Here is a 14881-nt window from a genome sequence, read left to right as displayed (position 1 = left end):
ATGATTTCGCTTATCCCCTGCGTTTATGGCAGACACAACAGCCCGGATGGCAACATGACAACAACGAGTTTAGTTGAGAGATTTAAAGCACTGGATGAAGATTATCACGCAGTCGTTTCAACAAAAAAAAGAATTATAGATGCTTCAGGAGGAGACGATGAATATGTCGATTCGGCCAAAAGTAATAAGTGGATTGCAAGAGTTAAAAAATTGCTTGAGGACAGCTATGGAAAGGAATCTGATTATTATATAGATTTCAATAATACTGCAAAGGTGAAATGGTTTACTAATTATGGAAAATTAGTAAACCATTACAAACCTCTCTTTGATGCAGCCAAAGATGATTTAGAAAATTTACCTGCGACCAGTATTAATAAAGCGGAAAATACATCGCTGGAATGGGTTATCGGGATTCTTGAGCGATTCCCTGCGTTCTGCCGTCAGTTAAAAAAACGGCACAACGACAGGGCAGCGTTTGAAATTAACGACGAGTATGACGTACAGGATCTGGTTCATGCCCTTCTGATGCTGCATTTTGATGATATCAGGGATGAAGAGCCTTCACCCAGCCATGCCGGTGCGTCGTCCAGGCAGGACTTTCTTCTGAAGGCGGAGAAAATAGTCATAGAGGTGAAAAAAACCCGAAAGAATCTGGGCGCGCGTCAAATCGGCGAGGAGCTGATTACAGATATGGCACGCTACCGTGCACATCCTGAATGCGAGACGCTTATCTGTTTCGTGTATGATCCTGAAGAGTGGGTTAAAAACCCGAAAGGCGTCATAAGCGATCTGGAGGGGGATGATAAAGAAGGAAAGACCAGAGTCGTGATAGCCCAGTTCTGAGGCTCACTATTGCATCTGGACAGAATTACCTGAACGTCCAGAGTAGCGCGGGGATTACGTCACAGAGAAGAGTTTGCCAGCAGTAATGCGACCGCACTGGTGCAGCAAAGTCGGAATTTGCCAGCAGTTTTTAACTGATTGTGCAGCTGCAGCCAGATGAATGACAGCAAAGGAAAGGATAGCTGTTCTATCCAGTGTGCAAAGATGACACATCCGGGAAATTTATGTCGAGATCGTGACAGGCCTCCTGCATTATACTGGCTTCATATTCCCGGCAGAGGCTTACGCGAAAATGAAGGTTTATCATTACACTGACCTAAATGGACTTAAAGGCATTATTGAAAGTAATTCTCTGTGGGCAACCAATATTAATTTTCTCAACGATGAAGATGAAATGCATCATGGTATTTCCGCTTTTGAAAATACGCTTATTCACCTGAAGGATGATCTTAGCGATAAGAGCATAGGGATATTGCGTATAGCAATAGAAGGCCATCGCTTACATCAGGCAAGACATAATTATAATATTTCATTCTGCCAGAACCCTGATCTCCTCAGCCAGTGGCGCGGGTATGGCTCATCGCAGGGCGTGTGTCTTGAGTTTGACAGCGATGAGTTAATTGAAGCTTTGGATTTCGGAACATCCAGATTTTTTTCTGGCGATGTATTTTATACAAAGCCGGATTCGACATTAAAAGCAAAAGAGGAAATTCTCAAATTCCTGAACGATGCCGATTTCCTTGAACAAAAAAATAACTCAGCTATCCATGAATTTGTTGGTACATCCGAGCTGGTTAATAGCCTGACACCTTTTTTCAAGCATGAAAGTTTTCAGGAAGAATGCGAATACCGGATTGTCATACAGCCAGAAACGAAGTCAGACCAAGTATGTTTTCGTGTTAATGGACTCGGTCTTATACCGTATATCCAGATCAAGGCTAAACAAATCACGCCTCATACAGGGTTATTGCCACTGAGAAGCGTAAGGATTGGGCCATGCAAAAACCGGGATTTTTTGCTTGAAGGGATAGGTTTTTTACTTAACTGCAATGGATACTCAGATGTCGAATATTCATTCACTGAAACGCCTTTTCGGGCTTAGCCAGCAGCGCTAGACAGAATAACCTGAGCGTCCAAGTGCGGTGTAAAAAAACGTTAAACTTGGCGTCAGCCAGCATTTCTGCGACCGGCGGCAGCTGGCACCGGTCCGATCTGCCAGCAATTCAGGTGCTGGCCTCACAGCTGCAGGTATACGAATGCCAGCATTGGACACTAAACCTGTATGACCAGATTGGATTAATGAAAAGGCTTGTATTCACATACAATTTACATAGCCTCATACTATCACTGGTGTTAGAGTTTATTCGATGATCATATGCTGAGACGTTCCATTAATGACTCTTTCAACTGAAAACACATTCAGGGCAGTGTACCGGAATTTTAAAAATAGAAATCCATCATGCGATAATATAGATATATTGATAACTGTTTTGAATGCTGAATTAGGTATAGGTGGATATTCTGTTACTCCATCGGTCATAACCGGCATTAGAGATTTAAATGGATTCTGTGTTTGCTATAACAATCACAAAGCATTTATGCCGCAACGATCAGTATTCAACCACCCAAAGACAGTATTCGAATATATTGGTAATATCCTCAACGAAGCTGAAATTATCACGCCCAATTATATTGGCTATGGCGTTCTTGGGACGCTGGCTGATGGCATAAAAAATGCTTCCAACAAGGAGGATAAGCTGATGCTTGGGGAACGCGCCCTTACTGCCATGTTTCCGCCAGAAATCCTGTCACTTCTGGTAACAGAGCACTACCCTAAATTTTCGGCTTTAGAGCAGTGCATAGTACAGATCAGGGAAACAACCGAGGCTTACTGTCTCGGATTATATCGTTCTGCAATCACAACCTTACTACCCTGCATAGAAAATGCTATACGTGCATTAGGTGTTCAATTGAATATTAATCAGCCAGAAAACGTGGGGACGCAATTCTTCCTTAGTATTTATGATGCATGGCTAAAATATTATATTTACGATTATATGTATCGTGATTATGACTGGATGCCGCAATCAATCCGTGAGCGTAAGTTTTTTGGAGGGTTTGATGAGCGTTTTCAGATAGGCTTAAATGGTAGGAATTATTTTGAGAAGCATCTTTATCAGAGTTCTAAAAAAGATATTGGCTTAAGTAAGCTGAACAGACACAGTATTCTGCATGGGTTCATGGATGAATATCATACTAAAGGAAACTACTTAAGGCTGATAAATCTTCTGAATAACATCTGTTTTATGATGACGATTGCAGGTGAGTCTGTATCACTATTTCTTCCTGAGAAAACAGAAAAATATCAGGCTTTCTACGCGAACCTTACAGTGCAGGAGCGCGTTGGTTTAAATCGCGCAATGTTTCTAGACGCTAACAGCATTGCGCGTTAACTGGACAGAATAACCTGAGCGTCCAATATGGCGTGGTAAGAACGTTGCAGAGCATATTTACCATCGGTTCAGCTACTGACTGCGCGCCCGGCCGAAAGTTATGCCAGCATTTTTCAGTCTGTCCGTGTAGTTGGTGCAACCAGAATGCCAGCACTGGACAGAATAACTTGAACGTCTGCTATTGGCACTAAGCAGACATGCTTGCGGGACACAAGTCCACTATGAGCGCAGGCTGTGTGAAAACTGTGACCTAAAACTGAAGTGCGCGCATTTACGCAAAATATGGAGCTAATCAACAGGTTAGCTGAGCCAAATTTTACGTATGAGCGCTTTTCTCAACCCTGTTTTACGCAGATTAAGTGGCCAAAACAGTTTTCACACAGCCTGAACGAAAAGCGGACATTTAATTCCCGTAACTATCCTCCGGACCAGTAGCTTCGGTTGCGCATATCAAGACAAAGCGTAGCTATCAGGAACAGCGAATATGAATGCCGTGTAATCAATCATTCAGCATGTCTTCAAAGGCAAGGCTCCAGGATAAAACTTCAACTGATGCTCGCAAGCCATGTACCCAAAAGGGATCATCGGAAAATATTGATAGAGCATCTTCCTCATTCTCAGCCTTAACAATCCATAAAGCTCCGACAGGCTGATCATTGTGCTGTTCACGCAGTGAACCGGCAGCCTTAACCACATGTTGTCTCTGCTTTAGCCACTTCAGATGAGGATTGAGATATTCTTTTCTGATATCGAATGCTGTTGGGTGATCGGTAAACCTTAGTGTGAAAAGCATTTATCTTCCTCTTATAAAGTCTTGACCTGTTTAATTATGTTTCCTGAATATCTCAATAAGCACCTTAAACAGCTATTTGTTCCAGCACTAATATCCGCTTCTGACACGAAGCAGCCCACAGTTATCTTCCTCAGATAGCGATGCTCTGCGAATTTTCTCCTGAACTATCCCCAAGATGTTTTTGCATTCACCGCCCTGAATTAACCTCTTTTGCCAGCATTTGAAGTTTCGCCTTTAGCCAGGTAGTCGCGCCTCGCTGACCACTCCGTTTATGTGAATAAATCTTCACTTCAAACGAGCGTACCGCGAAGGGTAATGAAAAAATCTTGATATTCACTGCCGGAATCAGCTTTTCAGCGGCAAAACGGGGGATCGCCATCAGCAGGTCGCTTTCCTCAACAATAAACGGCGCACTAAGCATAGACGGCGTTTTGAGCGCTATCTGACGTATATATCCCATCTGCTCAAGCTGTAAATCCAGAACACCCCGCTTCTCACTCCAGGGCGTGACAACAAGGTGTCGTGCGGCAAGATAATCATCCAGCGTCAGCTGTGTTCGGTTTGTATTGCTGATGACGACATATTCATCTTCAAACCAGTTGATCTCTTCCAGTTCCGGATGTCGGATATTATCTGACGTGCTGAATCCAAGCGCCAGATCCACTTCGCCCGCCAGCAGTTCCATCAGAGCCGGGCTGTGCGGCAAATAGAGTAACTCAAAGCGCAAACCGGGTGCCTCATGCTGCAGTTTGTGCATCAGAGCAGGGAAAATACACAACGCCGTAAAATCCGTAATCGCAATTTGTAAGCGCTCCGTACTATCGGCGGCGTCAAACTCCGTTTGCGGAATCAATTCCTGGTTGAGGAATTTTAGTGCCGAAGCAATAGAAGGCGCGATCTGCGTAGCATACGCGCTGGGGCACATACGGTGGCCTTCCCGGTAAAATAGTGGGTCATTAAGCCTGTTGCGCAGCCGCGACAGCGCATGGCTCAGTGCCGATGTGCTCATCGCCAGTTCGTCCGCCGCCAGACGAACGGAACAGTGACGATAAATCGCGTCAAAAACAGGCAGCAGGTTTAAATCAAGACGCCTCAGCGCCGGATGCATAATATTCATCATTTAGTGATTTCATTGCACTTAATTCTCCTGACAATAACCCTTATGCTTAGCGCCATCAATGTCGCCTAAATTCAGCAATGACAGGAAAACTAATGAGTATCACGATTCGCCCGGCCCGCCCGGAAGATGCAGTGGCAATTTATAGGATGATTTATGAGCTGGCTGTGTATGAAAAAGCTCCGGAAGAAGTCGTCACCACGCCGGACGAGATCCAGGAAACATTGTTTGGCGCAGGTAGTAAAACCGAAGCGTTGATCTCCGAGATTGAAGGTAAAACTGTAGGGTATGCCGTTTTTTTCACCAGCTATTCCACATGGCTTGGACGTAACGGTATTTATATGGAAGATTTGTACATTTCCCCTGATTATCGCGGCAAAGGTGCGGGGAGAGCGTTACTGAAAAATATTGCGCAATGCGCAGTGAAAAGAGAGTGCGGCCGCCTTGAATGGAGTGTGCTGGACTGGAACCAGCCCGCCGTTGATTTTTACCTGAGCATTGGTGCATTGCCGCAGTCTGAATGGGTACGCTATCGACTTGATGGTGAAGCACTGCTGAAATTTGCAGAATAAAAGCTCTTTATATTAAGAACACTTTTCGAAGCGGGGTCGTCCATTTCTGTGATTATCCCGCCTGTACTCTTATTAACGCGAACGCTTTAGACAGCCATCTTAGAGACAACCTGATAGTCTTTCACTCTCTGTGGACAGGCATGACAATTTTTCCTGCGATCGCTTACTGGCAAACGGATACTTTCACTGTCCGCTTCTGGCACTGAGCGGACTGTCACGCAGAGTTAATCTCACATGCTCCCGGTGGTGGGAGGTGCTCATACCATTATTTGTAAGCTCGACTTTGTGCTCGCTCGTCAGCAGGCAAGCCGTTGTCGCGGCGCGGCGCGGCGCGGCGCGGCGCGGCGCGGCAGATTTTGTTTCAAAGAGAAAGTGGCTTCTCAAGAATAAAGATCTAATTACTATTACTAAGTAGCCCCGATATTGTTTTAGGCGCTATATTCAAGTCATAGTGAAAATATAAATGACTGTTTTAAGCGAGTAGCTGACTAATCTGTAAACACAGTAAGGGACTTATGATGAAATCATTTACAGAAATGTTTCCTATTTGATGGAGCTTATCGGACCTGTTTAGCTGAGACTTTACTTCTTACTGTAGCTATGGGACAGAAAACGTATAATGAACGCAAGTTGTGATCGTACTGGCTTCCACTTTTACCCCTATGGCAGTAATATAATGAAACATAAACCAGTATTGGTACAACAACTGGCTGAAGATCCTTGGACTTACCTGCTCAACAAGAGAACCCTGCATTATTTTAACGTTAACTAATGGAGAAGCACGTGGTAATCACTGTTTATTCAAATAAAATTAAAATAGAGTTGAACAAAGAGCAATTAGAAAGATTATATCTTAAAAATGTGTCAGGTAACTTAGATAGTTTTCGAGGATTAGTACATGAAGATGCAAAATGCCCTGTTTTCAACGTGAAATGCGCATATTATGTATCGGAAGGCTATTCGAAGATAACTGGTGAAAAAGTTAAGTAGGTGTTTTTTTGCACTTAAGGATAAGTCATGATCATATAAAACCAATTAGCTTGTTTGTTTCTTCAAATTACACAGTTACGTACTGAGGTGGTATATGTCAATTATACAAATAAGGAAGTATCTTAATGGTTTCCCGTTATTCTCCATGGATTATAATAAATTAAAAATTGGGTCAGGTGAAAAAATAATTATTTCTGACATATGGGCTTTTTGGGACTATATCTTGAAACGTTACATCGAGAAAACAACCAAAACGACTACTGATAAACTAAAAAAAGAAAAAGTACTATTTTCTTTTCTAGAGCAGGCAAAAAACTTTTACGAGTCAGCAGAAAATAGCCCGGTAAAATCCCAGCCGTTATTATATTACTATGCATTTCTTAACCTCTCAAAAATCGCAATAAACATTTCTAGGTCGGACAATATTTTATTTAAGGGATATACACATGGTATTTCTGAAGATTATCAGAGTGAATTTTCTAAATCGAGCGTAACCATAAAAACAAGTAATAACGGTGATATTCAAGTTGCCCATGAGATGTTGCGTCTTTTTGATTTATCGAAAGCTCCGCCCTATAATTTTGGACCGAAAAATTTAAATATCAGAGATATACTATCACATTGCATAGGCATACACAGGTCATATAGTGAAATATATAAAAAACCGGAGTTTTTTATTAAAATCATTGACCACACATTATTTAGAAAAGGTAAAACATTATATTTCCGTGGTGACTTGGGGTGCTTAAGTGAGACAGATGCAGAAAAATTAGTTAAGGCTGGATATAACATCATAAAGTTTGAGGATGATATCTGCTATTCACCAAGCATACAAAATGGTTCTAATGTTCATTGGAGTTTAGATACCGGGGTAATTTACCCAAACTTTAAAAATGGACATTATTATTACTTTTGTTCAATCACTATGCGCTATTCTAAAGATCCTACTCACTCAGAATATTACAACCTTTCCAAGGAGATAAGAAAAGATGGAGTTTGGTACTACATTGGCTCAAATGGTTATACACTTTATATATCGAAATGTATGGACCCGTCATTCAGATATAGTCAGGAATCCATTATTTATATGATGATGTTTTATCTTGGCTCTATCACAAGATATCGCCCACACCTCTTTGATAGCTTGTTTTCAAATAAAGAACAATGGTTGGTGAGTGAATTTTTGAAAACACAACCTAAGCAATATCTATATTTATTAACAGCTCAAATTTTAGGACAACAAGTGACAAAGGCATACGCGATGTTCTAATTTATAGTGATTTTAATTACAAGCTGTTCTTTTCTTCCTGGACAGCTTAATTTCAATAAGCAATCACTAAATAAATTGCAAACACCTCAGATTATTTTAGAACTCTGATCTAAGCCGCTGTAGCGATTGTGATTTCCGCTTTTGGCACAGAGCAAACAAGATACTCGCTCTAAAGGTCCGCGATAAGCGATAAGCGATAAGCGATAAGCGAACATTAGCAGTACTGGAGTATCGTTCTCAAGGTGTCCCATCAATAAAAAATTATGAATCGGCATGGGGATAATCTAGATATTTCCTTGCCAGTTTGAGCACGCTAGTAAGGCTCCCCCCATGTAGCCAATGTATCAGAGGTCGGGTCAATACCTTTCTGAACATATAAATCTGAACCAATATCTTCTAATAGCCTGTTCCGCAGCGAATAATCAATCCGGCCAAGTAGGGACATATTGTCAATATGATCTGAACCACACTTGCAGTCTTCTTCATGAATAACACGCTTCCAATAGCCGTTATCATCGATTCGATAGTGCATCCCAAAGAAGCGCCCAATACCCATAATGCGCAAACCCGGATGATCAATACCATATTCAAATACACATACAATATTTACAGGCATTTTTACTATTCCCACGCCCTTCCCATATTTTGTACCCATACCATGGTAAACAAGCCCATCAAGTTCAATTGATATCTCATTATATTTTTCTAGCAGCTTGTTGATTTCTGGAAGAGTAAAACAAGGATCACTTGCACCATGATATAGGGCTCCCCCACATAGAATCTGAACTATTTGTGAAGTGATAATTGTCTGACAGTCTGGAGGCGGGGGAAGGTCCCTAGTCCAAAAGGGTCTATACATTGCGCTACTTGAAGGCATGTGCTTTTGAAGGTGACAAGCATACTCAGGTAACTCCAATGATCTCTTGAATGCCTCAAGCCCTTCATTCGAAAGATGTCGCATCTTCACCCATGGCATTGATAAAAGTTCACGATACACAGGATCCTCAGATGGGTCTGGAAATAGCCAGCCAGCACTATACCCCTCCGCAAATTTACGCAGGACTTCTGCTGGAGCGCTGATATGACAAATAATACAGTCTCCGTCTAATCCTTCCCGAACTAAAGGCCCAACCATGTACGCATCCTGTCGTACATACCTCGGAGCGCCATGATCTGTCGCAATTTCGGATAGATGAACAGCCTGAAGTTCGTATTGCCTTAGTAACTTCTGGCTTATTAGGTAAAGGTGGCCAATGTCTTCGGATGGAACAAACCAAGCATTCAGAGTACGCAGCCAAACAGGATCTTCAAAGCAATCCTCTACCAAATTAACCACATATTTAGAATCAAACTTATTACATGCAAACCAAGCAGCGACACGCGGATCTCCACTAGCATCAAGGAAAAAGGAACGAAAGCCATAATGCTGAAGGATTGCTTGGTTGGTTGCACTATCGCCGGTATCATTCCAGCCGCGTACTAAGTGTTGTAAGGCTTTCTTTGCATAATATGTCCATATAATCATCAGGTCGGGTATGCATCCATGACGCTGAAATGACGTAGGCATTGAGGGTGACCCATCTGAAGAGAGGTAATGATGAGTCTGTCCTCTGTAGAGAACTCCTGTCCCATATTGTTTAATAGTTAACTTGAGTTCTTCGAGCGTCTCGCAGTGACAATGTTCCATCCCACCTCCCCGTTCGTATTAATCAAGGGACTTATAGCCCCATTAATTAGTCCACGTTCCAACTTTTTAATGGACAAATAAATGCTTTCGACCCAAATTCAGTGTGCCATTACATTCATTCATCCTTAAGTTGAACGGTATCTATTCGTCTACCATCATCTTTTGATAGGTACAACCTCGTCTGATAGAAGCCTCTTGGATTGTCAATTTTGGGCCCAACTCAATCTGTAGCGCGTGCATTCTCACACCAAAGAAATCAAAATGCTGAAGATCTGTCTTTAACTCGTCAATGAATACGGATTTATAAGCATTTGCATCAAATCCCTGGAACATTACTCCAGCATTATCCAATGCGGTAAAAACTCTTGAAACTGCAGAATTGAATATCGGCAATAAGTCCAAATACACTTGCTTTGTGGGATATCGATCTTTTTTTGTTTTTTCCCACACTTTTTCGAAGGCAAGACTATTTTCCAAAGAGACGAATCTGGCTAATGCATTTGCTTTACCCATTGGGTTTAAGTAGCCCGATATATAACGTGGATCTAAGCGACTGTACACATCTTCTAACTTTATCAGATGCATCATCGGAGGGGGGTTACCGCCTGTCGTTCGATGCCTAGCAATTAAATATTCAGCCCCAATTAGGCGCTCTGGCTCCCCATCCAACCAAATAGTCTGGAGAAAACTATGGAACAGAGGATGATCACGGTGATGAAGAGCATTTCGAATAGAAATTAGGAGACTTGTATCAGGATGTTCATGAAAGTCAAACATTGCCTGTGATACATCATATAACGTATGAAAACCCTCAAGAATTTGCTCGAATGCTCGATCAAGGTTGTGGATAGCCTCTTCGTGGTCGATTGCTGCCAATTCTCGATATTTAGAGAAGGCTTCCCCATAGAGTCGCATGTTGTTAGCAAAACGCCCAAGAGCATTAGTAATAATTGATACATCGCCCATATAAGCCCTCAGCCTAGGAGTGTTTATTAACTATTATTGTGAGCCTTTGATTGGATTGAACAATTCTATAGTGGTGCACTGAACTTAGCTATCAAATCAGAGCTGGGGAATGCCCGCTTTTGGCACTAAGCTGACAGTCGCCTATATAAACCCTGCAGAAGGTGAAACACTGCAAACTTAGGCGTCAATTTTCTGGGAGTGACTAGACCGCGCCACCAGAGGTAACGCGGAAAAACGCAACATTATCCTGGCTGCACTGTTTATGGTTTTGGCAAACCGTTGCGACTGGCAGCTGTTTCTGAAAGTCACCGGACCCGGCAGCAACGGCAAAAGCATTATGGCGGAAATCGCCACCATGCTGGCCTGTGCGGACAACGCCGTGTCAGCCTCCATCGAAACGTTGGAATCATCCCGTGAGCACGCGGCGGTGATTGGCTACTCGCTTATAAGGCTGCCCGACCAAAAGAAATGGAGCGGCGACGGCGCTGGCCTGAAGGCCATTACCGTGGGCGATGCGGTGTCAGTCGATCCGAAATACCGGGATGCCTACTCAACGCATATCCCGGCGGTGATACTGGCAGTGAATAACAATCCGATGCGCTTCACTGACCGCAGCGGCGGAGTATCACGCCGCCGGGTAATCCTGCACTTTCCTGAGATTATCCCACCAAACGAACGCGATCCCCAGCTGAAGGAAAAAATCAGCGGCGAGCTGGCCGTTATCTTACGTCAGCTGATGCAACAGTTCAGCCAGCCACAGGACGCCAGAGTATTGCTTAGGTCACAGCAGAACTCAGATGAAGCCATGCGCATCAAGTGCGACGCCGATCCAATGGTGGATTTCTGCGGCTACCTGTTCACCACACCGGAACCGAATGGGCTCTATATGGGAAATGCCAGCATCAGGCCGCTCCAGCCTAAGCGCTACCTCTACCACGCTTATCTGGCCTACATGGAGGCCAACGGTTACAAGAACCCACTCAGCATGAAGATGTTCGGCCTGTCACTTGAGAGCATCATGAGGGAGTAAGGGCATCACTACCTGAAGCGGCGCACAAAATCAGGGATGCAAACCAACCTCGATCTCACAGAAGAAAGCAGCAGCGACTGGTTGCCGAAGTGCGATGATCCCACAGCAGCATGACTAACCAGAACCGGCGAAAGCCGGTTTTTTTACGACCATACTTCACCAGCGGTGAAACATAACTCTCAATATTCACAGACCATTCACCATCTAATGCATTGTTATTATTTGCAAAAGACACAAGGTGAACAGTGTGAAGGATAAATTTAAAAAACTTTTTTCACGTATTATTAAATGATGATTTTCGTAGAAGGGATTTAAATGGAAGCAACAAAAAAATTCATCTTAGATGGTTTAGCGGACTTTGGTTTAAGCGATCTACCAGGAAGGCCTTACGACAGTGCGTTCGAACTTTTAGCATCCCCTCCAGTTAGAAAGCGCGTGATAATGATGGGATTCAATGGCTCCCTCGCAGACGCTCACATCACCAACGCGCAATCCATTGAGAAAGATTTCGAGTCCCCCACCATCTCTAATGTTCAGAACGGAATCGAGGGTGCCTGGGGAATAACTCACCTCGCGAAGCGGTTGCAACAAATCCCTGTAGGGCTTGGTTATGATTGGCAGGATGTCGTTTACACTAATGCTATTATGATGTGCTCCCAAAATGCAGCATCCATACAAAAGGAAGCATTGAAGCAGAATCTATCCGTTGAGCAACTGGTGAAAAACTCAATGGGCTTCTTCGAGAATGTAACGCTACAGCTTTGCAACCCAGAGGTGATTATCGCTTATAGCAATGGGCTGACCTCACTGTCCGCCGCCAGTTTGTTGCTCAAATATTTTGGAGAGGCAGGTACGTTGAAGTATTCCCATCCTAAAGGGTATTACACCACATACGCCTTTTATGCTAAATTCCACACCCACCGGGTTCCGGTTGTGTGCGTGCGGCATATGTCGAGGTTTAAACCTCATGAAGAGTATATTAAATCAGCTATTTCGCTGATGAGATAAGATGGCCCAATTTCGAGTTTTGACCTGTTACTTTCCTGAATTGGTATACGTTTAGGTATACGACGGAAACTTGAATTGAATAAAACATTTTATTTTCATAAGGTTATTTTGCTTTTTCAGACTCCGCCAGCCCACCAAAATTCTTGACCAATGATTACCAGAGTCATTGGGTTAAGTCCTGAAAGCCCGCACGGTGTAAACCCTGCGGGCTTTTTTGTGCCTGAATTCTTTGAGACAATCCCATTCAATCAAGACAAAATGGATAAGCATCTAGTCAATCACTGAAGGGCTTCCCATTGAAATTTAAGCATTTTATCAGTGAGTTTGACGACCTGGGTTATCCCTTCATTCTGGTATTGCCGTTTGTGTTATTGATACGAAAAGCGGCCGAAATAAGGTATAAAGCCGCATGAAAATTCCAAATAGACTCCAACCCCTCGTTGATGATGGCCTGATCGACGAAGTACTCCAGCGACTGAGAAGCGGCAAAGAAGCTGACGTTTATACCGTCTTAACTGGCGGCAAAATCCAGTGCGCCAAAGTGTATAAAGAAGCCACACAGCGTAGCTTCAAACAGGCGGTGCATTACCAGGAAGGACGCAAGGTCCGCAACTCGCGTAATACCCGCGCGATGCAAAAAGGCTCCAAATTCGGGCGCAAGCAACAAGAAGAGACCTGGCAAAGCGCAGAAGTTGATGCGTTATTCCGCCTGGCCAATGCTGGCGTACGCGTGCCTCAGCCCTATATTTGCATTGACGGCGTGCTGTTAATGGAGCTGGTCACGGACGCAGAAGGCATGGTTGCGCCTCGGCTGAGTGACGTGATGCTTTCGGAAAAGGACGCCATTACAGATTTCGACACCATGATTCGTAACATCGTGCGCATGTTGTGTGCAGGCATTGTGCATGGCGATCTGTCGGAGTTTAACGTGTTGCAAGACGCCAACGGGCCGGTCATCATCGACCTGCCACAAGCGGTCGATGCCGCTGCCAATAACCACGCCGAATCGATGTTTGAGCGCGATGTTAATAACATCACCGCTTACTACGGTCAGTTTGCACCGCAGTTATTGCAAACACGCTATGCGAAAGAAATCTGGCAGCTCTATGAAGATGGAAAACTAACGCCTGAAACGCCGCTTACCGGTCTCTTCGTCGAGGAAGTGCACGAGGTTGATGTGGATTCGCTGATGGATGAAATCATTGCAGCCGAGGATGAGTTCTACGAACGTCAGCGCGCAGCAAAGGAACGTGAAGATGAATAAATACTGCGCCAGATTTCAGGCAAACTTGCAATGAACGCTTGGGCGACAGCATTTTTGTTGCCGCCTGGATTCCACAACGTCACCATCGTAATATTCAACCCCTGATTGCCCACTTCAGTGCACAATATCTGCACATCATGCCATTGCTGCGCCTGAAAATGCGTCGGCAAGAATCCCCAACCTACGCCGCTTTCCAGCAATTGCTGTAGAATGGCACGATCGTTAACGAACAGTGATTTGCCCGAGATTTGCAATCGTCGGCTAACTTGTTCATCGCTGACGTGATGCATCACCAGCTGCGGAACCAGGGAAAGATTGAGGAGCGTCACCGGCTGAGGTTGATCATTAAACAATCCCCTGGCAGCGTAGAAATTGAGTTCGACGGTTCCCAATGCCTGCCACTCCATCTCATTACCCAACGTTCGATGCTGTGCCTGGCAAATGGCAACATGCGCTTGCCCATTTTTAAGCGCCCTTTCAGCCTCGTCACGTGTGCCGCTCCATGCGCTGAACCGGATTTTATTCGCTGCCATATGTTCAATTAAGGCATGGAGAAATGCGTGCGGCACGAATGGATCGTAAACCAGCACTAACTCTTCTTCGACTGCGGCAGGTAGACCACGTGCAAACGATTCAAATGCCTGCGCCTGACGAAGAAAAAGATGTGCCTGACGATGCAGCTGTTGGCCGTTGTCAGTCAGGCGCAACCTGCGCCCCTCCCGTAAGAACAGCGTATAACCCAGTGCATCTTCCAGATAATCCAGCAGGTCGCGCACCGTAGTGCGGTCCTTTCCCAGCAGCTGAGCAGCTTTCGACACGCTGCCAGTTTCAGCGATCATGGCAAACGCTTCAATTTGCGAAAATGAATAGCGTAAAGCAGACATATAA

At 44.1% G+C, this 14881-nt stretch carries 12 protein-coding genes and 1 pseudogene; 8 read left to right on the top strand and 5 right to left on the bottom strand.

From position 1 onward, the window contains the following. The first annotated feature begins 54 nt into the window (after nucleotides 1-54). The 3 genes from AAGR08_RS04005 to AAGR08_RS03995 all read left to right on the top strand — a co-directional run bounded on the left by AAGR08_RS04005 (nucleotide 55) and on the right by AAGR08_RS03995 (nucleotide 3296). Entirely contained in the window at nucleotides 55-843 is a 789-nt protein-coding gene (locus tag AAGR08_RS04005) for a malate dehydrogenase (protein WP_258143778.1), read from the top strand. A 292-nt stretch (nucleotides 844-1135) separates the two neighbouring features. After that, complete coding sequence (locus tag AAGR08_RS04000; protein ID WP_258143779.1) at nucleotides 1136-1945, top strand: DUF2971 domain-containing protein; 810 nt, start codon at nucleotides 1136-1138, stop codon at nucleotides 1943-1945. Between the two features lie 292 nt (nucleotides 1946-2237). Next, nucleotides 2238-3296: a hypothetical protein gene (locus AAGR08_RS03995; RefSeq protein WP_258143780.1), complete on the top strand. Its 1059-nt coding sequence runs from the start codon at nucleotides 2238-2240 to the stop codon at nucleotides 3294-3296. Nucleotides 3297-3795: 499 nt separating this feature from the next. Here the strand turns inward: AAGR08_RS03995 and AAGR08_RS03990 are convergent, their stop codons facing one another. After that, the gene (locus AAGR08_RS03990; RefSeq protein WP_312354177.1) at nucleotides 3796-4089 is read right to left on the bottom strand and encodes a YciI family protein; all 294 of its coding nucleotides are present in this window, start codon (nucleotides 4087-4089) and stop codon (nucleotides 3796-3798) included. A 187-nt stretch (nucleotides 4090-4276) separates the two neighbouring features. Next, a complete protein-coding gene (locus AAGR08_RS03985) occupies nucleotides 4277-5209 on the bottom strand; it encodes a LysR family transcriptional regulator (RefSeq protein ID WP_345828671.1) in 933 nt (310 codons plus the stop codon). A 92-nt stretch (nucleotides 5210-5301) separates the two neighbouring features. Between AAGR08_RS03985 and AAGR08_RS03980 the strand changes: the two genes are divergently transcribed. Both AAGR08_RS03980 and AAGR08_RS03975 read left to right on the top strand, forming a co-directional pair. After that, nucleotides 5302-5778 carry a GNAT family N-acetyltransferase gene (locus AAGR08_RS03980; protein WP_312354180.1) on the top strand — a complete coding sequence of 159 codons (477 nt, stop codon included), beginning with the start codon at nucleotides 5302-5304 and terminating at the stop codon, nucleotides 5776-5778. A 1084-nt stretch (nucleotides 5779-6862) separates the two neighbouring features. Then, the gene (locus AAGR08_RS03975; RefSeq protein ID WP_097096367.1) at nucleotides 6863-8038 is read left to right on the top strand and encodes a YaaC family protein; all 1176 of its coding nucleotides are present in this window, start codon (nucleotides 6863-6865) and stop codon (nucleotides 8036-8038) included. 313 nt (nucleotides 8039-8351) lie between these two features. Here AAGR08_RS03975 and AAGR08_RS03970 read toward each other — a convergent pair whose 3' ends face one another. Both AAGR08_RS03970 and AAGR08_RS03965 read right to left on the bottom strand, forming a co-directional pair. Continuing rightward, the gene (locus tag AAGR08_RS03970) at nucleotides 8352-9725 is read right to left on the bottom strand and encodes an FRG domain-containing protein (protein ID WP_345828666.1); all 1374 of its coding nucleotides are present in this window, start codon (nucleotides 9723-9725) and stop codon (nucleotides 8352-8354) included. A 141-nt stretch (nucleotides 9726-9866) separates the two neighbouring features. Next, on the bottom strand, nucleotides 9867-10691 hold the full coding sequence (locus tag AAGR08_RS03965; protein ID WP_345828665.1) for a hypothetical protein: 825 nt from the start codon (nucleotides 10689-10691) through the stop codon (nucleotides 9867-9869). 151 nt (nucleotides 10692-10842) lie between these two features. On the opposite strand from AAGR08_RS03965, the pseudogene AAGR08_RS03960 reads away from it, so the two are divergent. The 3 genes and pseudogenes from AAGR08_RS03960 to AAGR08_RS03950 all read left to right on the top strand — a co-directional run. Then, a pseudogene (locus tag AAGR08_RS03960) lies at nucleotides 10843-11835 on the top strand (primase-like DNA-binding domain-containing protein); the annotation flags it as partial. 201 nt (nucleotides 11836-12036) lie between these two features. After that, nucleotides 12037-12729, top strand: coding sequence for a hypothetical protein (locus AAGR08_RS03955; protein ID WP_345828663.1), 693 nt, complete (start codon nucleotides 12037-12039; stop codon nucleotides 12727-12729). Nucleotides 12730-13138: 409 nt separating this feature from the next. Further along, nucleotides 13139-13993, top strand: a complete 855-nt coding sequence (locus AAGR08_RS03950) for a PA4780 family RIO1-like protein kinase (protein ID WP_345828661.1) — start codon at nucleotides 13139-13141, stop codon at nucleotides 13991-13993. On the opposite strand, the gene AAGR08_RS03945 is transcribed toward AAGR08_RS03950, so the two are convergent. Further along, a complete protein-coding gene (locus AAGR08_RS03945) occupies nucleotides 13960-14877 on the bottom strand; it encodes a LysR family transcriptional regulator (RefSeq protein ID WP_345828660.1) in 918 nt (305 codons plus the stop codon). The genes AAGR08_RS03950 and AAGR08_RS03945 overlap by 34 nt on opposite strands. Nucleotides 14878-14881: the final 4 nt, after the last annotated feature.

This window comes from Pantoea sp. BRR-3P, assembly GCF_039621635.1.
GTDB classification, from domain to species: Bacteria; Pseudomonadota; Gammaproteobacteria; order Enterobacterales; family Enterobacteriaceae; genus Pantoea; species Pantoea floridensis.
This window is presented reverse-complemented; position numbering and strand designations above follow the sequence as displayed.